We start from the raw sequence: 19,642 nt of genomic DNA, 5'->3' as shown, positions 1-19,642 counted from the left end.
GGGGCATGTAGTACGCGAGCAGACCATTCGGCAACGCAGCCACCGGCGTGCCGAAAACCACGACTCACGAGACAGAAAAGGGAGAAACAGTGGTAGCCAGCAAGAGCAAGGGTGCTCCCAACCTCTACGGATCGTTCGTACACTCCGCTCCCGGCCAGTTCCTGGCGAGCAAGTTGGGCCTGCCGCAGCCGCAGAACCTGCGTCGCTACCAGGCCGGTGAGCCGCCGCTGCCCGGTCCGGTGCTGCTCGGCGGCAAGGGCCGCGTGGCCGAACCGGTGCGTACCCTGCTTTCGGACTACACTTTCGCCGACGCGCCCGCCTCGGGTCAGAAGTACGGCGCGCTGGTATTCGACGCGACCGGCATCGGCACGGTCGAGGATCTCTCGCAGCTGTTCGAGTTCTTCCAGCCGGCCATGCGCAGCGTCGCGGCATCCGGTCGCATCGTCGTCATCGGCACCACCCCCGAGCTGACCGCGGGCGTGGACGAGCAGATCGCCCAGCGCGCACTCGAGGGCTTCACCCGCAGCGTCGCCAAGGAACTGCTGCGCGGCGCCACCGCCCAGCTGGTCTACCTGCACCCGGAGGCCTCCGCCACCGCGTCCGGTCTGGAATCCACACTGCGCTTTCTACTTTCGGCCAAGTCGGCCTTCGTCGACGGTCAGGTCATCCGGGTCGGCAAGGCCGACGCGGTCGCCCCGGCCGCCTGGGACAAGCCGCTCGACGGCAAGGTCGCCGTGGTCACCGGCGCAGCGCGCGGTATCGGCGCGACCATCGCCGAGGTATTCGCCCGCGACGGCGCGACCGTGATCGTCGCCGATATCCCGGCCGCCGGTGAGGCCCTTTCGGCCACCGCCAACAAGGTCGGCGGCACCGCGCTCGCGCTCGACGTGACCGCACCCGACGCTGCCGAGAAGTTGGCCGAATTCGCCACCGAGCGCTTCGGCGGCATCGATATCGTCGTGCACAACGCCGGTATCACCCGCGACAAGCTGCTCGCGAATATGGACGAGGGCCGTTGGAATTCGGTCATCAACGTGAATCTCGCCGCACCGCACCGCATTACCGCGGGTCTGGTGGCGCGTGGCGCGCTGAAGGAGGGCGGTCGCGTGATCGACGTGTCCTCCATCGCCGGCATCGCGGGTAACCGCGGCCAGACCAACTACGGCGCGTCCAAGGCCGGTGTCATCGGCATGGTCAATGCAGAGGCGCCGAAGTTGGCCGAAAAGGGCATCACCATCAACGCCGTCGCGCCCGGATTCATCGAAACCGCCATGACCGCCGCCATTCCGCTGCCCACCCGTGAAGCCGGTCGACTGATGAGCTCGCTACTGCAGGGCGGACAGACCATCGACGTCGCCGAGACCATCGCCTACTTCGCCAGCCCGGCGTCGAATGCGGTGAGCGGCAATGTGGTTCGGGTCTGCGGTCAGAGCCTGATCGGAGCATGATGACCGAAACCATCACGCTCACCGAACCTCCCAAGAACAGCAGCCTTTTCGTCAAGGCCGCGCTCGGTGCGGTGCCGGTGCCGCTGGTCTCGGCGCGCAAATCGACGCTGCCCGACCGCGTGGTCCGGTTGGCGGGCCTGCGCGTGGATCCGGATCACCTGGCCGCGTACTGCCGGGCGACCGGACTGCGGTTCGGCGACTCACTGCCGCTGACCTACCCGTTCATCCTCAGTTTCCCGCTGGCGATGCAACTGGTTGTGGCACGCGACTTTCCGTTCGTCGCGGTGGGTGCGGTGCACGCGCAGAATCTGATCGAGCGCGGTCGCGAGATCTCGGTTAGCGAGCCGCTGGACTTCACCACGCATATCGAGAATTTGCGTGAGCACCCGAAGGGGCTGCTGGTGGATGCGGTCACCGAGGTGAATGTCGGCCGGGAATTGGTGTGGCGCCAGGTCACCACCTTCCTGCACCAACAGCGCACCTCGCTCTCGGGCGAACCGAAGGGTGAGCCGAAGCCGGAAGAGGTTCCGCCGCCGCCGATGCGCACTGTTCGGGTGGACCAGAAGACGATCACCCGTTATGCGGCTGCCTCCGGTGACCACAACCCGATCCACACCTCGGCATTGGGCGCCAAGGCATTCGGCTTCCCGAAGGCGATCGCGCACGGCATGTGGTCGGCCGCGAATATCCTCTCGAATGTCGAGGGGCGGATTCCCGAAAAGGCCAGCTACGCAGTCAAATTCGGTAAGCCGATTCTGCTGCCGTCCACGGTGAATGTGTATGCCGACCAGGTCGACGGTGGTTGGGATCTGGCGCTGCTGAACCCGAAGAAGGGGTATCCGCATCTGACGGCCACCCTGCGCTGATTTCGGATCTCGACCGAAGCCGCACCCCGGATAGGGGTGCGGCTTCGCTGTCTCCCGACTCATCAGGCCGATTCGGTTGCCGCGTACCAATTCGCCTCCCGCGCAGTGAATCACCCGATTCGCTGCGCGGCGTGACAGAACCTGCGCAGCATCTGCTGGTGGTGGGACTCACTCAGCAGTCGCAGCCGCAACCGTCGCAGCAACAGCCGTCACAATCGCAGCAATTACAGCCATCGCAGCAATTGCCGCAGTCACAGCAGTCGCCGCAGTCACAGTTCTTGATCCAGGCGTCCTCGCGCTTGCCGCTGCACGGGTTGGTGTGGTCGGCGCAGCAGGCGTAGCCGGTGCAGTAGACGCCGAGGACCAATGCCAGCGCCTCGCCGATGCCGGGGCGACGCGGCGGCCTATCGAATCCCGTTCCCGGCGGCATCGGGTACTGCATTGTCGCGGTGTGCCGAGATGTACTGCAGGCGTGAGCGGTTGCGCCGAGGCCGCGGCCGAATCTGCGCACCAGGGCGTGCAGCGGGTCGAGCAGCATCCAGCGGATGGTGGGGACCTGGTCCAGTTTCGCCTCCGCGACCGCCTCGCGCAGGTGCGAATCCGATTGCCGCAGTAGTTCGTAGGCTTCGGGGATGGTGGTCGCGGTGGCCGCGAGCGGGTTGAAGCGGCCGCGGGTTCGGTCGTCGTCGAAGTCCTCGACCGCATCGGCGAGATGCGCGATGCGTCCGAAATGCCTGCCCGCCTCGCGCAAAGCGGCAACGTTTTCCGGGCGGTCGGCCAGCACGGCGGTGTGAGCGAAAAATTCCGCGCCGCAGACCTGCGTCGGCGCGGTCAGATCATCGAGAGAGATTGTGCGAGAGGCCGACGCTTCATCGAGCAATGCGTCCGCTGCGGAGCGGTTGGCATCGACCGAGGCGAGAGCTTCCAGCCGCGACTGCGAATTTATCGCGGCGACAAGCGGTTCCACATCTAGGCCGATCAGGGATGCCTGCGAGCGCGCGTGGTCAGCCCAGCGGCTCGATACCTTCGTCATCGGACGCCGGGTGAGTAGCGAACTGTCACCATCGTCGAGGTGATCGCGAATCTTGGCCGATCCCAATAACAGTGACGCCGTGGCGGCCAGCAGTACGCCCGGCGAATCCGCACTCGCCACCTCCGCGCGACGCATCCCCCGAAGTGCGCACGGCCCCGCCGTCGTTCGCCCTATCGAGCCGGACATCTGCGCCTCGGTCAGCACGCTCAGGACGATCGCATCGGTATTGGTCGCCGCCCGCGCCAACTGCCCGTGCCCATCCCGCAGCCCCAGACACAGCCCACACATATGTGTGCGCCACGTGCTCGCATCGATGCCGTACTTCTCGGCCCCCTGCGAACACGGCCGCAACATCCCGAACAATTCCGCCCCCGTTCCCCGACCACTACGCCGGTCCACTCTCTTGATCTCCCGCACTCTGGCAGTCCGTTAACGCCGCCGCAAGCCGAGCCGCGATCAACACATGCGCACAGACCGCATCACCCCGTGGACAAGGTGTACAACTGCGAATAGAGGTGCACTGCCACCGGGGCAGGGAGTTACTCCGCCTTCTTGCGCCCCGCGAGACCGCGCCAGGCGAGATCGTCCAGCAGGTCGACCGCCTCGGAGACTTCGATGCGGCCGCTGGCCACACGGTCGGCGATGGCCTCGCCCGCCCCGATGACAGCCACCGCGACGACGTCGAAGTTGGTGCCGGGTTCGGCGTGCTTGGCGCTGGATTCGAGGAGTTTGGCGGTCAGTTCGATGACGCGTTCGCGGGCGTTTTCGATTTCCGAGGCGAAGGCTTGCTGACCGATCGCCTGGCGGTAGAGCACCTGCCAGGAGTTGCGGTTGCTGTCGACGAATCCGAGGAAACCCTCGAGGGCCGTGCGGACCTGTTCGTGCGGGGAAAGTTGCGGATTGCCCGCAGGCGCTACCGATTCGATGAAGCGCAGTCCCTCGCGCTGGATGCAGGCGCGGAACAATTCATCCTTGGAGCCGTAGTAGAGGTACAGCATTGGCTTGGAGATTTTCGCCTCCGCGGCGATCGCGTCCATCGAGGTGTCGTGGAACCCCTTACGCGAGAACACCTCGACCGCGGCGTCGAGCATCTGCTGCTCACGAACCGCCCGAGGAAGTCGCTTCGTTCCGCCCGCCATCACTCTCCTACCGCATGTTGAGCTCTTATATTACTCCAAGGTAAGTTCGGCGGGTCGGATTGCGCGTTCGTAAGTTCGGCGAACTATCGGCACTCGGCTCCCATCCTGCGGACCGCGATGTCCTTGGATTCGCGGGCGCAGCTGTTCAGCTGACCAGCAGAGGAATACTACGGCTGTCCGGCGATAAGGCAGCTGTACAACATACGAGAGCCGGGTTTCAGCAGGACGGTAGCGCGCCCTTGTATCGAGCCATCCGCAGCACCGACGCGTCGACCCGGTCCGCCGAAAGGCGTCCGCTCGATACCGCCTGCTCGAGGCGGTCCAGCACCTGCGGCACCGCATCGGTGGTGATCCACAGGGCATTGTCGGCCCCGGCGATCAGCGCCGCCTCGACCGCGTCCTCGATGCTCATCCGGCTGGTGATCGCGGCCATGCCGCCGAGGTCGTCGGTGAAGATCGGACCCTGGAACGGGGCCGCGCCGTAGCCGGTCCCATCGCGCAGCAACGCCATGGCCTGCGGACTGATGCTGGCAGGGACATCGGCGGTGGTCAGACCGGGTACGTCGAGGTGACCGACCATGGCGGCGGCACCGGAGTCGACCAGATTGCGGAACGGCACGAGGTCGACACTCTGCAGCTGCGTCAACGGCGGGGTGCGGACGGCACCCGTGTGCGAATCGCCCGATCCGGAGCCGTGGCCCGGAAAGTGCTTCATCACCGTACCGACGCCGACCTCGTTCATGGCGCGGATGTAGGCGTCGGCGAATTCGGTGACCACCGCGGGATCGTCGGAGAAGGACCGGTCACCGATGACGGACTCGTCGGGCTGACTGCTCACATCGACGTCCGGCGCGAAGTCCACCGTGACGCCCAGATCCTTCAGCGCGCGGCCGCGGGTCACGGTGGCGTCGTGGAACTGCTCGGCGGTCATGGTCTGGGCGGTCACCCGGGCCGATGGGGCCGGACCGATCAGATCCTTGACCCGGGAGACCCGGCCGCCCTCCTCATCGATGGTCACCATCAGCGGCACCTTCGCGGCGGCTTTGACCTGTTTGATCAGGCCATCGGCCAGCAGCGATTTATCGGTCCAGCCGCCGACGAAAATACCGCCGACCTGCGAATTGCGCACCACATTCGTGGCGTCGTCGGCACCGGTGACACCGACGGTCAGCAGCTGCCCCAGCTTCTCGCGCAGGGTGAGTTTCGCGAGGTAGTCGGCGCCGCAGTCGCCTTTGGCGGTGGTGGTGGCGGGAGCCGCGGAACCGGTCGCCACGGCGGGAGTCGCGGATTTCGACGGCGCGGGGCCGGAGTCACCGTTCGAGCACGCCGTCGCGACGGCGGCCAGGATTGCGAGCAGGACGAGAGGCGTCTTCCGCATGAGAGTCCACGGTAATCGGCGCGCTCCGGCTGGTCCGACTCAGGTACGGCTAGCGGCCAGTCGCTGCGTCCGGCGGGCCAGGTCGCCGATCCGGCTGCCGTCATGGCCGAAGACCGCGCTGTGCAGTTTGTCGTGGAACGGGTCGGTCCAGTGGGTCGGGATACCACGGTCGCCGACGCGGATTCCGGCGACCGAACCCGCGGTCGCGCCGTTGGAGTCGGTATCGCAACCGCCCTGTACCGTGAGCGCGATGGTGCGGGTGAAATCGCCTGCGCCCCAAAGTAATCCAGCGGCGACGAGGCATGCGTTCGGAATGGCGTGCACCCAGTTGTAGTGGTCGTGGCGGCGATGGATGGCTTCGAGAGCCTGCTCCCATGGCATGCCGCTGCCATGGTCCGCGAACACTTCGGCAACCGCGACGCGCATCCTCGAACGTTCCGGAATGCATTGTTGGGCAACCGAGAGCGCATCCGAAATGCCGTCGGCGGTGAAAGCCGCGGCCACCAATGCGGCCGCCCACATCGCCGCGTACACACCGTTGCCGATATGGGAAAGTCCGGCATCGCGGGCGGCGAGTTCAGCGGCACGTACCGGATTACCCGGGTTGACGTAACCGTAGATATCCGCGCGGATCATCGCGCCTATCCACTCACGGTACGGATTCCGATACCTGGCCACCTGCGGCGGTTTCCGACCGGCGATCAGATTGCGGTAAGCGACCCGCTCCGCGGTGTAGGTCTGCAGAAATGGCAGATGTGCCAACCAGGCGTCCGCGACATCGGACTGCGTGAAATTCGTTCCGCACGTTTCCAATAGGTGCAGTCCCAGCACGGTGTAATCGACATCGTCATCGCGCGGTGCGCCGTCGATTCGGCCCTTCGCCGATACCGGCCAGGTCGGATTCAACGGATATTCCGCTGCCGGCGGCAATAATGCGGGCACATAGTCGGTCAGTGGATAGGCATCGGCGCGCTCGAGATAGGCGCGGATTCGCGCGGGCGTCCAGACGAATCCGTTTTCCAGCGGCTTACCGAGCGTGCAGCCGACGCAGCGCCCGAGCCAGCCGCCGTGGATCCGCTCGAAAAGCTCGGGTATCGCCGCGACCGGCCGCATTACCGACTGCGGTGCCGCGGTTTCGGATTCGTCATAACCCCAGTCGGGATCGTGTTCGGTGCTTTCGAGTCGATCGAAAACCGCCCAGCATTCGGCCGGTTCCGCATGATCGGCGGCGACCAATGCGCGCACCTCGGACTCGAACTCGGCTACCGGATAGCCCGATTCGAGCCGCTGCCGCCATTCATAGAACAGCAGCGTCCGCGGGTCGATCTCGTGCCTGCCGAAGAACACCAGTTCGTTCGCATCGGGCATATCCGCTCCTGGTCCGTGTCGCCCAGTCGATTTTTCTGTGCAATCCTTTCCCACAGCAAATTATCCGCGCGCGGCAATACCGCGAGGCGAGGTTGTCCGGAGTAATCTTGTGGCGTAGCCAAATGACTCCCAACTGGAGGTCATCGTGCCGTGCGATCTCATGCTCATTGCCTATGACGGGTCCGAAAATGCCAAGCGGGCCGTCGAATACGCCGGTCGGTTTCTCGCGGCCAACAGAGCGGTGGTGCTCACCGCCTGGGAACCGATGGTGCGTCAGGCCGCTCGGCTGTCCGGACTCTCCGGTGTGATGCAGCCGGAATGGGTGCCCGACGAGGAGATCGAGGACGTCGCCTATGTCGATGCCCGCAATACCAATATCGAGGGCGTCCGCCTGGCCAAACTCGCTGGTCTGAACGCCGAGGCGCGCACGGCGGAATGCACGTCGACGATCTGGAACGCCATTGTCGAAACCGCCGACGACCTGGACGTCGACATCATCGTGGCAGGCACGCGCGGCGCCACCGGTATTCGAGCGCTGATGCACAGCAGCGTCGCCGACGCCGTGCTCAAGCATTGCCACCGCCCGGTGCTGATGGTGCCGCCTGGTAAGGAACCGCGTCGCTGAGATTTGGGTCGCTCAGGTGGCTCTGCTCCGGGTTTGCGGGGTTATGGTCGAGGAATCATGAACGGTTTCTTGCTCGCTCAGCCCGGTGGGGTGATCCGCGCGTCCGGGACCCGGGTCGCCTTCGATGAGGCGGCGCGGGCGGTGGCGGCGCTGCGGGACGGGACCGCCGAGCTGATCGTGGGGGCCCTGCCGTTCGATCCCCGGCATTCGGCCGCGCTGTGCGTTCCTGAGCAGGCGCAACGCACGGTCGGGTCATGGCGGCCCGCAGCACTTCCGGACTTGCCCGCCGTTCGGGTTATTGCCGAAATGCCGAGTCCGGCAGAGCATGTCGCGCGGGTGACGAAATTGGTCGAGCAGTTGAACGATCCGGCGCAGCCGTTGCGCAAGGTCGTGGCCGCTCGATCGGTGCTGGCCGAGGCCGATAGCGCGTTGGAACCGGAGTTGGTCGCGGGACATCTGCTGACCAGACATCCGCATGCGAATGTTTTCGCGGTCGACCTGACGGCGGCGGATCGGCCGGGTGCGACGCTGGTCGGCGCCACGCCGGAGGTGCTGGTCGCACGGCACGGCGCGACCGTCACGTTGCATCCGCTAGCGGGGACACTGCCGCGCCTCGCCGATCCGGACGCCGATGCCGCGCAGGCGCAAGAGTTGTTGGCCAGCACCAAGAATCGTGATGAGCATGCGTTCGTCATCGATTGGATCCGAGAGGTGCTCGCGCCGGTCTGCGCGGAACTCACCATTCCGGACAGCCCGCGGCTGATCAATACCCATGAGGTCTGGCATCTCGCCACCCCGATCACCGGCCGCCTACGCGATCCCGCGACGACCGCGCTCGACCTGGCGATCCGACTGCACCCCACCCCGGCGGTCTGTGGCACGCCGACCGATCTCGCCCTCGACACCATCGCGCACATAGAAGAGGAACGCGGCTTCTACGGCGGCGCGGTCGGCTGGTGCGATGCGTACGGCGACGGTGAATGGGTGGTCGCGATTCGCAGCGCGGAAATCGCCGCCGACGGGCGTTCGATCCGCGCCTTCGCGGGCGGTGGCATTGTGGCGGCTTCGGATCCGCACGCCGAATTGGACGAGACCACCGCCAAGTTGCGCACATTGCTCGGCAGTTTGCACTGCGCCATCCCGAGCTGAAGGACCCGCGCCCCGCTATTCGGTTCCGCTATCGGTGGCCTGAACGTAGGTGATCGCGCGCGGCCCTGCTAGGTTGGCCCAGAATGTGCCTGCATCGATGTATTGGAGTGCCGCGATGAAGTTTGCTGTCCCTGGTGTTGCGAGTGCGGTCGCCGGCGCCGTGTTGGGCGCGATCGCGGTGTTCGTCATCACGATGGCAGTTCAGCAGAACACGCGGCCCGACATCGAGCGCAGCGACTCCACCTCTTCGCTACTCAACAACGTTGAGTACGGCAGCCGCTGATCCCCGGCGGTGCGAGCGATAGGCCCGTAGGCGGCAGCCCGCGTAACCACGGAGGGCCGGTGAGCACCGCAGATTCAATACAGCCTCCCGCCCCACTTTCCGATTCGTTCGGAACCTCCGGCGCGGCGCATCAGCATGACAGCGCCCCGCTGGGCAGAGGCTGGTTCGTCGGGACCGTGGTCGCGGCGTTCCTGCTCACCTTTCTCCAGGCGCCCGGCTTGACGGTCGCCGACACCAAATACGACCTGGCGCAGAATCCGGTGGGCTTCCTCGAACGCGCCGCCCATATGTGGAGCAGTCAGGCCCCGATGGGGCAGGTGCAGAACCAGGCCTACGGATACTTCTTTCCACACGGCGCGTTCTTCTCGGCCGGACATGTGCTCGGTCTGCCCGCGTGGGCGACGCAGCGAATCTGGTGGGCGTTGCTGCTGCTCGCCGGGTTCTGGGGCATCGTGCGGCTCTGCGAAACGCTCGGTATCGGCTCGCGCGGGTCGCGGATCGTGGCGGCGGCCGCATTCGCGCTGTCACCGCGGGTGCTGACCACGCTCGGTTCGATCTCCTCGGAGACGCTGCCGATGGTGCTCGCGCCGTGGGTGCTGATCGCGCCCGCCGCACTGGGCACCACCGCCTACCGGAAGCGGCGCGGCGGTGCGGCCTCGCCCGCGGGTAGCGCGCTGGCATTGGCGCTGATGGGTGCGGTCAATGCGGTGGCGACGGTCGCCGCATTTCTACCCGCCGCGCTGTGGTGGGCGTCGTATCGGCCGAACCGGCGGTGGTGGCGGTTCACCCGGGCCTGGATTCCGCTGCTGGTGCTGGCCACATTTTGGTGGGCGGTGCCGTTGCTGCTGCTCGGCAAAGTGAGTCCGCCGTTCCTGGACTACATCGAATCCTCGGGGGTGACCACGCAGTGGGCGTCCCTTGGCGAAGTGCTGCGCGGCACCGACAGTTGGACGCCGTTCGTCTCGCCAGAGCGGATCGCGGGCGCGGTGCTGGTGACCCAGCCGGCCGCGGTGCTGGCCACCGGACTGCTCGCGGCGGCGGGTATGGCCGGATTGGCGATGCGGTCCATGCCGCATCGCGGGCGGCTCGCGCTGATCCTGCTGGTCGGGCTGGTCGGGATCTGTGCCGGATTCGTCGGTGAATTGAGCGGACCGTTCGCGGATTCGGTGCGCGTGTTCCTGGATGCCGGGGGCGCGCCGCTGCGCAATGTGCACAAGCTGGAACCGCTGATCCGAATCCCATTGGTACTGGGCCTGGCTCATCTGTTGAGCAGGGTGCCATTACCCGCGTCCGTTCCGATGCCGATGTGGCGCAAAGCCTTCGCACATCCCGAACGCGATAAGTCGGTCGCCGTCGCCGCCTTGATCCTCACCGCGCTCGCGCTGTCCACATCCTTGGCCTGGTCCGGGAAGCTCGCACCGCGCGGCGCCTACGACGAGGTGCCCGGATACTGGAAGCAGACGGCGCAATGGTTATCCCACAATGCCGCCGAGACCCGGGCGCTGGTTGTGCCCGGCGCGCCCTTCGGCAGTCAGGTGTGGGGGCTCACCCGTGACGAACCGCTGCAGGCGCTGGCGAGTACGCCGTGGGCGATCCGGGATGCGGTGCCGCTGAATCCGCCGGGCACCATCCGGGCCATGGATTCGGTGCAGCGGTTGATCGCCGACGGTAGGCCGTCGACCGGCCTGGCCGCGACGCTGACGGAGCAGGGCATCGGAATTCTGGTGTTGCGCAATGACCTCGATCCGGAGACGTCGCGTTCGACCCGGCCGATGTTGGCGCATCAGGCGATCGACGGGTCGCCGGGATTGCACAAGGTCGCCGAATTCGGCGATCCGATCGAGGCTGTCAGACCCGATGGTCTGGTCGCCGATGGTGATCTGCGGCCCGTGTATCCGGCGGTAGAGATCTATCGCGTCGAGGCGAGGGCTGCGGGCACTCCGATCGAAATCCACAGCGGCGCAGGCGCGCCGACATCGTTCCCCGGCGCCTATACGGTGCCCATGACCTCGGTCGGGACGGTTCAGGGCGGGCCCGAAGTGCTGGAACGGATGCGCCGTGATTCCGGAACCGCGCCGGCACTTCTCGCATCTGATGCGGCGGCGGCCGGACTGCCGCTCGGGCCGTTGACCGTGACGGATACGCCGATGGATCGCGAGGCCGACTTCGGTCGGGTGGACAATCACAATTCGGCACTGCGCGCGCCGGACGATGCGCGCCGCACGCACAATCTGGTGCCCGACTATCCGGTTCCCGGTGCGGAATTGGTGCGCGGTGAATGGTCGGGGGCGACGGTCACCGCATCCAGTTCCGCCGCCGACGCCACCCAGTTGGGCGGATCCGCGCCGGGCAGTTCGACCGCCGCGGTTGTGGATGGTGATCCGTCGACCGCCTGGATCAGCAATGGCGCCGAACACTCACTGGGGCAATGGCTTCGGCTCGATCTAGACCATCCGATCAGCTCCGGGCTACTGCAGTTGACCACCAGCGCGGCCGCGATCGGCGATCCGGTGAAATGGGTCGAGGTGCGGACCACGAACGGCAGCGTGTCCGCGCGGATTCCCGAACCTGGTATGCCGGTGTCCATTTCGCTGCCTGCGGGCAAGACGGACTGGCTCACCATCACCGCCATCCGCACCGAGGACGGCACGCGCGGTGGACAATTCGGGATCAGCGAGCTGACTCTGGACGACTACACCGACCGCAGTGCGCCGGTGCGGGTCGATATCCGGCATCGGACCGTACTGCCACCAACCCCGGCGGGCGCGCAGGTGCGGGGCTGGGATCTCGGTCAGGAATTTCCCGGACGTAGTGCGTGTTTCGATGCACCGGACCGGGTGCGGTGCAGTAAGGGACTCGCGCTGGCACCCGAGGAGCCCGGCACATTCGAACGCACGCTGTCGGTACCGGAACCGGCGAGCGTGACGCCACAGTTGACCGTGCGAACTCGGCAGGGTCCGGCGCTCGAGGCGCTCCTCACCGACCACACCCATCCCGTTGCCCGGGGTAAGGCCGATGTCGGTGACCTGCGAGGATCCGCCTTTGCGGCGACCGATGGGGATCCGCGGACAAGTTGGACGGCACCGGAGGATTCGGTGCGAAATCTGGCGGGCGGCAAACCGACTCTGACGCTGGAATTGCCCCAACCCGCGCTGGTGACAGGTCTGGAGGTGACACCGTCGCTCGGTGGGCTGCCCGCAGCACCGACATCGGTGGCGGTGAATCTCGGCGACGGCCCACAGGTTCGCGAAGTCGAACCGGGCGAATCGACCCGAATCTCATTGCAGCCCACCGTGACCGACCGCATCGAACTGAGCATCCAGACCTGGAAGCCGGTACTCGACCGCACCGCCCTCGGTTTCGCCCAGGCGCAGCCGCCCGGTATCGCCGAGGTGTCGGTGCTCGGGCCCGATTATCCCGCACCCGCCCCAGGGGATCGGCCGATCACCGTGCCGTGTGCGCAGGGCCCGACGATTGCGCTCGGTGGACATTTCGTGCATACGTCGGTCACCGCGACTGCTGATGAATTGCGCTCTGGTGCACCGGTTCCCGCAAGCGTGTGCGCCGATTCGGAGCTTCCTGCCGAGCTGGCCGACGGTCGGGGCGCCACCGGCGAGATCGCGTTGGCCGCAGGGCGAACGGACGTGACGGTCGCACCGACGGATCTGTTCTTCGTCGACCGACTTCGCCTGAACCGCACGGATTTCGACGCTGCCGCCGCGCCAACGCCATCGCGACCGCTCCTCGTCCTGCCACTGAGCACCAATGTCGGTTGGCAGGCGCGCACCGCCGACGGCAAAGAACTCGAGCCCGTCGTGGTCAACGGCTGGCAGCAAGGCTGGCTGCTGCCGGACAACTACGCCGCCCCTTCGAATCCCATCACCGTCTCATTCCCCATCGACCGCTGGTACCGCCTCAGCATCTTCGGCGGCCTACTTCTCCTCGTCCCGCTGGCCCTACTCGCGATCCCCCGGCCGGCACGCCCCCGCCGAATTCCGATAACTCTCACGCGAAGCGGTGGTTTCGACACCATCGCGCCGGATGACGCGGCCGACTCACCCTCGATAACCTGGGGCACCCGCATCCTCGGCGCATTCGGAATCGCCGCTGTCGCAACGGTTATCGCCGGACCCGTCGGCACCGCCCTCACCGTCGCCGCTCTCGCCGCGAGCCGATTCGCCGCACAGGTGACATCGAAAGTCCTCGCGGCCGTTGCCGGTCTCGGTACCGCAGCGGCCGCGGCGGCCCTGTCCACCGGACCATGGCGCGCGGCAAATGGATATATGGGCGGCTCGCTCTGGGTCCAACTGCCCGCACTGATCGCCGTGATCGCCGTCGGCGTGGCCGCACTGCCCACGCGACGCGAGCATCGTTGAACACCATCTGCCCGACAGCTGGCGCTCAGCTCACCTCGGCCCGCCGCGCCGCCCTGGCACGATCCCGATCACGCGCGAACCGACGCGCCGGTTCCTCGACGAGGGCATAGCTGGCCGCGGCGATCGGGACGGTGATCGCGATCGTCAGGATGAGCACCTTCCCGAAATTGCCGCCGAACGGCAGGATTCCGAAAACCGGGAACACCACCGAAAGCACCGCGAGGTGCCAGAGGAAGATGCCGTAGGACCAGCGGCCGATCATCGCGGCGACCCCTGATTCCAACCAGCGATGCGGACGGGCGCCGGGCGGGCGCAGCACCAGCGGTGCGAGCAGCGCGAAACCGATGATCGCGCCGAAACCCATCTTGGCCGCGTATTGCCATGGCTCGGCGCGCGTCAGACCGGCGGGACCGCCCAGATCGGTGGCGGAGATCAGGAAGGCGACCAGCGCGATACTCCACATCACCGGCTGATTGGCGAGCATCCGAAGCCGTGGCGATAGCTGGTCGCTATTTTCGACGAGCTCGGCGAGCAACATGCCGCCCGCGAACCACGGCAGATATCCGGGCAGCCAATTGTCGGCGTGAATGGCATCGGGAGTCGGCACCGGAATGAAGTTCCAGCCCAGGCTCACCACCGCGAGCGCGAGGATCGCCGGAATGCGCCAGCGCGCGGCATCGCCACGCAGCCGCACCGCCGCGAATGCCAGCAGCGGCAGCACAACATAGAAGGCCACCTCGACCGACAGACTCCACATCTGGGTGAGTCCGTCGGTGAGCGTGAGCGGCACGAAGACCTGCGTCAACGCCAGATTCGACGCCCATACCCGCAGGCCGGCGGTATCGGCCGCACTCGGCACCAGGATCAGCACCGCGGCGACCACAGCCCAATACGCGGGCAGAATGCGCGCCGCCCGATGCCGCAGGTAATAGCCGACCGACGGCGCGGTCCCAAGTCCGCGCGCCACCTGCGCGTGCGGACGCCACAGCAGGAAACCCGACAGCGCGAAGAACACCGCGACCGCCATATCGAACCGTTCCCAAATCCGCCCCAGCACAGGGGTACTCGCGGCGCCGGTCTGGAATGCCACGTGGGTCAGCAGCACACCGAGTGCCGCCATGCCGCGCATACCTTCCAGAGCGGGCACGAAACCGCGTGCGCGCGTGGGAGCGTCGGTGGTCGGTGCGGGTAGGGTGGCGGTCATCGAACTCCAGTCTGCAGGCCTTTTCGAGCGACCTGCAAGCAGTCGCTACGGGAATCTCCTACCAGCTGGTAACCCAACGTTTCAGATTTCACGCTAGACTCGGGCGATTTCTGGGTCGAATCCGGCCTCGGCACCGCATGGTACGACATCGGGCTGTTAGTGTCGGGGCTCACGAGTGCAGCGGCGCGCCCGCAGTACTCGCCGTACAGACCTGTGTTCTACGACGAGGAGAGTTTGCATGGCACTGAGTGCCGGAACCAGAAGGACGGTGGCCTGCCTGCTCGTGGGTCTGGGCGCGTTGTTGATCGTCGCCGCGGTGATGATCCCGACCTACACCGTCAGCAAACTGGCGAAAACTCCACTCGATCTCGAGATCACCACCATCGCGACGAACCAGCCGGGCGAGGACAGCCTGGTCCTGGACTCCAAGTCGCTCACCGCACCGGAAGGCGCGGCCAAGATCGACACGAACGTGCCGCTGATCTCGCAGCGGTTCCTCACCGTCGAAGAGCCCTCCGACGCCACCGAGATGACCGTGCAGGCCGGTCAGACTCTGCGGCGCATCGATAAGCAGGGCGACACCGGCCTGCTCACCGCGACCGTCGACCGGGTCACCATCGACCGCAAGTCCGGCGACCCGGTGGCCAAGGACCCCAACGGCTCCATCGCCGTCACGGTGAACAAGGACATGCAGAGCATTGCCGACCCGGTTCAGCACACCGGATTGCAGTACCGCTTCCCGATCGGCACCGAGAAGAAGAGCTACCCGTACTTCGATGTCAATGCGCGTAAGTCCTACGACGCCAAGTTCATCGAAGAGTCCGAGATCAACGACATGAAGGTCTACCGCTTCCAGATGTCGGTGCCGGTAACCAACATGTGGGACGTGATCCAGTCGCCGACCAACAAGTTGAGCCTGCCCGCCTCGAAGTGGGGACTCGAGGGTGACGACCCGGTCACCATGACCCGCTTCTACACCGACACCCGCGACCTGTGGGTCGAGCCGCGGACCGGCACCGTGATCAAGGGTGGCGAGCAGATCCACCTGTACTACGCACGCAGCGGCGACCACCCGGATGTCACCGCGCTGAAGTCGCACCTCGTCTTCGACGAGAACACCGTCGAATCGCAGATCTCGGTGGCCAAGGAGAACATCGACAAGCTGTCGCTGTACGGCCGGATCATGCCGATCGTGCTCGGCGTGCTGGGTGTCATCGCCGTGGTCGGCGGTGTTTTCCTCGGGATCCGCGACGGAGCTGCCCCGGCCGGTGCAGGTCGGCGTGGGCCGGGTCGTGGTGGGGATGATGCTCCGACCGAGCAGATCAGGATCCAGAAGAATCTCTGATAGTTAGTCCGACAGCTCGGCTCCCCGACGTTATGTCGGGGAGCCGAGTTCGTTCGGCGTTGGTTAGGGCGTGGACGAACCCAGCGCGTAGGCAACGGGATGCGACGGCTGATACAGCAGCATCACCCCCGCGCCAGGAATCTTCATATCGATGCAGCGCCCGAAACTCCGCTCGGCGATCTCACCCACGAATTGCGCCCCACGTCCGCCCAATTCCGCCATCGTCTGCTCGATGTCATCGCACATCAGCGAAATCTCGTGGCGCGGCGGCCCATCCGCGGGATGCACTCCGAGCTCACTCGGCCCGGTCCCGAATATGAGCCAGCCGTCGTGGGCGTCGACGTTCGGCCAGCCGAGAACGTCACGGAAGAAGGCGCGGGCCGCGTCCGGATCCTCCGCGTAGACCAGTGTGTGCACAGCGGTGATCATGCTGGTGATGCTAGGTGAGCGGAGGGCTCCGCGACGGCTGTTCTGTCGGCCCGCCGAGTCGGTTATGCCTCGGATAGCGCGTGTTCAGCCGGATACGCGCGGCTCGCCCGTGCCGGAGCGGTCCGCGGTACGCAATACGATCACGGCAACGAACATGGTGGTAGCGGCAGCGACACCGACGGCGGTGGTGATCAGCGTCGGTATCGAGCGGGCGAAGCAGGTCATGAGGACCACCTCGATCCCCAGCCCGAGCCAGGTCACCGCGGCGAGTGCGGTGCGGTCCACCGCGATCGCCGAAAGCAGTGCACCCTGTAGCACCGCGAGTATGGCTCCTTGCAGAGCGAACAACCACAGCAAGCCTTGGATCGGCGCGTAATCCTGTCCCGCGAACAATGGCGCGACCGGCGCCGCCAGGGCAGCGCCCAATACCGCCACGATTCCGATGCCCGACAGCACTGCCAGTGCATCCCGAATCGCACGCGCCGAATGCGTCGGCTGCGCCATCCGCGGATACAGCACGACTCCCACGGCCTGCGGCAGCCAGAACGCGATCTTCGCCGCGATCGCCCCGAGCGCGTAGCGGCTCGCATCCGCCTCGTCCAAAACTATTCGCGCAACGATCAAATCCGCCGACGACAATGCCATCAACGCCGCCTGCACCTGCGCCGCCCGCAACACCGGCAACACGCCGACCGAACGCACACCCTGTGCGGCCTCGCCCGATGTCCCGCGAGTCCGCCCTCCCGCTGCGCTCCCCTCGGCCGCACCCCCGAGCCGCGATTGCTCAGCCGCAGGATCTGCTGCATCTTCGCATCGAGATCGCGCAGCCTCATCCTCGAAAACATCGCGTCCCGGAGATGGCGGCCGCGCTGCGCCGGGCATCGGTCCGTCGGCGGCCGCGGCATCCGGCGGCCCTTGCGACCGTTCCGTCGCGGGGGCAATAGCGGGGCGAATGCGTGATGCGGGCGAGCCTGCGGCGGAGCGGGCGAATGCGGCGGCGACGACGATTCCTGTCGCGGCGGCCCACAATGCGGGAGCTGTGCCGCCACCCGCTGCGAGGACGACCAATGCCGGCACCACGCGCGCTACTCCGGCCGCGCCCAGGACTACGGCCAGGGCCCGGAAGCGTCTGCTGCCCTGCAGGATTCCCTGTTCACCGGATAGCAGGACCAACGCGGGGGCCGCGCCGAGGGCGGCTGCACTGGCGAGTACGCCGACGTCCAGTACTGCGGTCACAACCGGTACCAGCACCGCGGCGACTACCGCGACGATCACCGCACACCGCCACTGCAACCCGCGCAGCGCCGCGACACGCGCACCGCGCACCAGTTCCCTGGCCACCACGTTCTGCAACGCCAGTGCGGGTACCGCACATAACAGCTGCACCGCGAGCAAGCTGGCGAATTCGCTGTATCCGGTGACCCCCAACCAACGGCTGGCCAGCATCTGCAGCAGATATCCCGCCACATTGGCCGTCATCGCCCCGGCGGTGACCAACGTCAGATCCGCCACGACGGGGAGGCGACGCACTGCAGGCACGCGGCAATCGTCCCACCCCATCACTCCACGCCCCGCAAGCGCCCGCCATCGTGACCTGCGCCACTATTTAGATTACACGACATGTATGTCGTGTAATCTAAATACATGACCGAACCAACTCTCGTACTTGTTCCCTGCTTCTCCGGCGCCCCGTGGGATATCGAGCAGCTCACGCCACTGGCCGCCCACCCCATGCGCACGATGCGGCTCCCCGAAGCCGTCGCCGATATAGAGGCCTATGCCGATGCCGTGGCCGATGTAGTCGCGGATCTGAAGGAGTTCGTGCTGATCGGCGATTCCTTCGGCGCGAATATCGCGCTGGCGCTGGCCGTCCGCCGACCGCGCGGGTTGAAAGGCCTGGTGTTGTCGGGCGGATTCGCCGCCAATCCGATCTCTTCGCCAGTCCTGAAAACCGCGATGCGCGCCATGGGGCGGATGCGCGGACCGCTCTACCGTCAGGTAGCCCTGCGCGCCCACGCCCACAATCTGGCCTCGCCGCATGATCACGAGGGGCAGATCCCATGGAGTAAGGCCGACAGCCGTAACCTGTTCCTCGACAACACCCCCGCCCAATCCTTCGGCGCCCGGGCGATCGCGGCACTGAACGCCGACTACACAGGCAAACTCGGGCAAGTGGCGGTGCCCACGCTTATCCTTACGCCCTCACATGACGTCTTGATCGGCGAAGCGGCGGCGACGGTGCTACGTGAGGGCATCCCCGACGCCAGGGAAGTCATCCTGGAACGCACCGGCCACATGTTCCGCTTCTCCCACCCGCACACCTACGCGAACACCATCGCCGAGTTCCTCCGTGACGAGGAGCTCAGCAGCCAGCTGCCTATGCACCGCGTCAGCCCGTTACACGACATCTAAAGTGGTAGCCCATGACGTCCACCCGCTCATTCGACGGCGCTCGACAGGTGCAAACCCGTGCGGCCGGCTGAGGAACTGCGCTATCTCATCCTCGCCATTCAGCGGGAGGGAAACCGAAAACTGTCGTCCGAGTTACGGCCATTAGGACTGACTCCATCCCAGGCCGAGGTGCTGCGCGTACTTGCCGACCATCAGCCGCTGACTTTGGCCGGGCTCGGCGACCTGCTGGTTTGTGAGACCGGTGGCAGCCCGAGCCGACTCGTCGACCGACTCGTCGCCATGGACCTGATCGATAAGCAGACCGGCTCCACCGACCGACGCCAGATCACCCTCGGCCTCACCCCCGCCGGAGGCCGCCTCGCCGCGGAGGTGGCGCGGGTGGAGGAGCGCTTGTACGGCGCGATCGACACGGCGACCACGGGTCAACCCGTCGACGAGACGCTGCGACTGTTGCGCGGCTTCGCCGCCGACTTTCCCGCAGTGCGGGCGGTCGAACGTCGTGCGGCTCTGCAAGGGCGGCATTGAGGTCGCCCAGCCGGTAGCAGGCGCTGGGTACCGGAAGGTGGTGGTTTGCTCGTCGGTACGTA

At 66.4% G+C, this 19,642-nt stretch carries 16 protein-coding genes; 9 read left to right on the top strand and 7 right to left on the bottom strand.

The genetic code is table 11. The annotated features are described in order from the left end of the window. Positions 1 to 89 precede the first annotated feature (89 nt). Both ACIBI6_RS36455 and ACIBI6_RS36450 read left to right on the top strand, forming a co-directional pair. Positions 90 to 1,448, top strand: a complete 1,359-nt coding sequence (locus tag ACIBI6_RS36455; protein ID WP_364356040.1) for a 3-oxoacyl-ACP reductase — start codon at positions 90 to 92, stop codon at positions 1,446 to 1,448. Then, the gene (locus tag ACIBI6_RS36450) at positions 1,448 to 2,314 is read left to right on the top strand and encodes a MaoC/PaaZ C-terminal domain-containing protein (RefSeq protein ID WP_364356043.1); all 867 of its coding nucleotides are present in this window, start codon (positions 1,448 to 1,450) and stop codon (positions 2,312 to 2,314) included. Before ACIBI6_RS36455 ends, ACIBI6_RS36450 begins: the two co-directional genes overlap by 1 nt. A gap of 172 nt (positions 2,315 to 2,486) precedes the next feature. Here ACIBI6_RS36450 and ACIBI6_RS36445 read toward each other — a convergent pair whose 3' ends face one another. The 4 genes from ACIBI6_RS36445 to ACIBI6_RS36430 form a co-directional block, all read right to left on the bottom strand. Continuing rightward, complete coding sequence (locus ACIBI6_RS36445; protein WP_396959497.1) at positions 2,487 to 3,764, bottom strand: DUF5685 family protein; 1,278 nt, start codon at positions 3,762 to 3,764, stop codon at positions 2,487 to 2,489. A gap of 122 nt (positions 3,765 to 3,886) precedes the next feature. Then, entirely contained in the window at positions 3,887 to 4,486 is a 600-nt protein-coding gene (locus ACIBI6_RS36440; RefSeq protein ID WP_364356049.1) for a TetR/AcrR family transcriptional regulator, read from the bottom strand. Between the two features lie 217 nt (positions 4,487 to 4,703). After that, positions 4,704 to 5,864 (bottom strand): glycoside hydrolase family 3 N-terminal domain-containing protein, encoded by a 1,161-nt coding sequence (locus ACIBI6_RS36435; protein WP_396959494.1) that lies wholly within the window; start codon positions 5,862 to 5,864, stop codon positions 4,704 to 4,706. Between the two features lie 39 nt (positions 5,865 to 5,903). Further along, positions 5,904 to 7,232 (bottom strand): ADP-ribosylglycohydrolase family protein, encoded by a 1,329-nt coding sequence (locus ACIBI6_RS36430; RefSeq protein WP_396959492.1) that lies wholly within the window; start codon positions 7,230 to 7,232, stop codon positions 5,904 to 5,906. Positions 7,233 to 7,377: 145 nt separating this feature from the next. On the opposite strand from ACIBI6_RS36430, the gene ACIBI6_RS36425 reads away from it, so the two are divergent. The 4 genes from ACIBI6_RS36425 (at position 7,378) to ACIBI6_RS36410 (ending at position 13,665) form a co-directional block, all read left to right on the top strand. Then, positions 7,378 to 7,857, top strand: a complete 480-nt coding sequence (locus tag ACIBI6_RS36425; protein ID WP_396959490.1) for a universal stress protein — start codon at positions 7,378 to 7,380, stop codon at positions 7,855 to 7,857. Between the two features lie 57 nt (positions 7,858 to 7,914). Further along, positions 7,915 to 9,006: an isochorismate synthase MenF gene (locus tag ACIBI6_RS36420; protein ID WP_396959488.1), complete on the top strand. Its 1,092-nt coding sequence runs from the start codon at positions 7,915 to 7,917 to the stop codon at positions 9,004 to 9,006. 115 nt (positions 9,007 to 9,121) lie between these two features. Then, complete coding sequence (locus ACIBI6_RS36415; protein WP_364356109.1) at positions 9,122 to 9,289, top strand: DUF2613 domain-containing protein; 168 nt, start codon at positions 9,122 to 9,124, stop codon at positions 9,287 to 9,289. A 149-nt stretch (positions 9,290 to 9,438) separates the two neighbouring features. Further along, the gene (locus tag ACIBI6_RS36410; RefSeq protein WP_396959568.1) at positions 9,439 to 13,665 is read left to right on the top strand and encodes an alpha-(1->3)-arabinofuranosyltransferase family protein; all 4,227 of its coding nucleotides are present in this window, start codon (positions 9,439 to 9,441) and stop codon (positions 13,663 to 13,665) included. Positions 13,666 to 13,690: 25 nt separating this feature from the next. Here ACIBI6_RS36410 and ACIBI6_RS36405 read toward each other — a convergent pair whose 3' ends face one another. Then, complete coding sequence (locus tag ACIBI6_RS36405) at positions 13,691 to 14,869, bottom strand: acyltransferase family protein (protein ID WP_396959486.1); 1,179 nt, start codon at positions 14,867 to 14,869, stop codon at positions 13,691 to 13,693. A 238-nt stretch (positions 14,870 to 15,107) separates the two neighbouring features. Here ACIBI6_RS36405 and ACIBI6_RS36400 point away from each other — a divergent pair, with 238 nt between their 5' ends. After that, on the top strand, positions 15,108 to 16,214 hold the full coding sequence (locus ACIBI6_RS36400; protein ID WP_364356064.1) for a DUF3068 domain-containing protein: 1,107 nt from the start codon (positions 15,108 to 15,110) through the stop codon (positions 16,212 to 16,214). Positions 16,215 to 16,277: 63 nt separating this feature from the next. Here ACIBI6_RS36400 and ACIBI6_RS36395 read toward each other — a convergent pair whose 3' ends face one another. Both ACIBI6_RS36395 and ACIBI6_RS36390 read right to left on the bottom strand, forming a co-directional pair. After that, entirely contained in the window at positions 16,278 to 16,643 is a 366-nt protein-coding gene (locus tag ACIBI6_RS36395; protein WP_364356067.1) for a VOC family protein, read from the bottom strand. A gap of 84 nt (positions 16,644 to 16,727) precedes the next feature. Further along, on the bottom strand, positions 16,728 to 18,122 hold the full coding sequence (locus ACIBI6_RS36390; RefSeq protein WP_396959566.1) for a polysaccharide biosynthesis protein: 1,395 nt from the start codon (positions 18,120 to 18,122) through the stop codon (positions 16,728 to 16,730). A gap of 165 nt (positions 18,123 to 18,287) precedes the next feature. Here ACIBI6_RS36390 and ACIBI6_RS36385 point away from each other — a divergent pair, with 165 nt between their 5' ends. Further along, positions 18,288 to 19,055 carry an alpha/beta hydrolase gene (locus tag ACIBI6_RS36385; protein WP_364356070.1) on the top strand — a complete coding sequence of 256 codons (768 nt, stop codon included), beginning with the start codon at positions 18,288 to 18,290 and terminating at the stop codon, positions 19,053 to 19,055. 57 nt (positions 19,056 to 19,112) lie between these two features. Further along, entirely contained in the window at positions 19,113 to 19,580 is a 468-nt protein-coding gene (locus ACIBI6_RS36380) for a MarR family winged helix-turn-helix transcriptional regulator (RefSeq protein WP_396959483.1), read from the top strand. Positions 19,581 to 19,642 lie beyond the last annotated feature (62 nt).

It is taken from the genome of Nocardia sp. NPDC050412 (assembly GCF_044458825.1).
In the GTDB taxonomy this organism is placed as follows: Bacteria; Actinomycetota; Actinomycetes; order Mycobacteriales; family Mycobacteriaceae; genus Nocardia.
The sequence above is the reverse complement of the archived record's forward strand: the minus strand, read 5'-3'. Positions and strand labels throughout refer to the sequence as shown.

Bases quoted from the DNA above. Each gene is read 5' to 3' on its own strand.
- ACIBI6_RS36435 (WP_396959494.1), bottom strand. From the start codon at position 5,864: ATGCGGAAGACGCCTCTCGTCCTGCTCGCAATCCTGGCCGCCGTCGCG.
- ACIBI6_RS36390 (WP_396959566.1), bottom strand. From the start codon at position 18,122: ATGACGGCCAATGTGGCGGGATATCTGCTGCAGATGCTGGCCAGCCGT.
- ACIBI6_RS36405 (WP_396959486.1), bottom strand. From the start codon at position 14,869: ATGACCGCCACCCTACCCGCACCGACCACCGACGCTCCCACGCGCGCA.
- ACIBI6_RS36450 (WP_364356043.1), top strand. From the start codon at position 1,448: ATGACCGAAACCATCACGCTCACCGAACCTCCCAAGAACAGCAGCCTT.
- ACIBI6_RS36400 (WP_364356064.1), top strand. From the start codon at position 15,108: ATGGCACTGAGTGCCGGAACCAGAAGGACGGTGGCCTGCCTGCTCGTG.
- ACIBI6_RS36415 (WP_364356109.1), top strand. From the start codon at position 9,122: ATGAAGTTTGCTGTCCCTGGTGTTGCGAGTGCGGTCGCCGGCGCCGTG.
- ACIBI6_RS36385 (WP_364356070.1), top strand. From the start codon at position 18,288: ATGACCGAACCAACTCTCGTACTTGTTCCCTGCTTCTCCGGCGCCCCG.
- ACIBI6_RS36440 (WP_364356049.1), bottom strand. From the start codon at position 4,486: ATGGCGGGCGGAACGAAGCGACTTCCTCGGGCGGTTCGTGAGCAGCAG.
- ACIBI6_RS36420 (WP_396959488.1), top strand. From the start codon at position 7,915: ATGAACGGTTTCTTGCTCGCTCAGCCCGGTGGGGTGATCCGCGCGTCC.
- ACIBI6_RS36395 (WP_364356067.1), bottom strand. From the start codon at position 16,643: ATGATCACCGCTGTGCACACACTGGTCTACGCGGAGGATCCGGACGCG.
- ACIBI6_RS36430 (WP_396959492.1), bottom strand. From the start codon at position 7,232: ATGCCCGATGCGAACGAACTGGTGTTCTTCGGCAGGCACGAGATCGAC.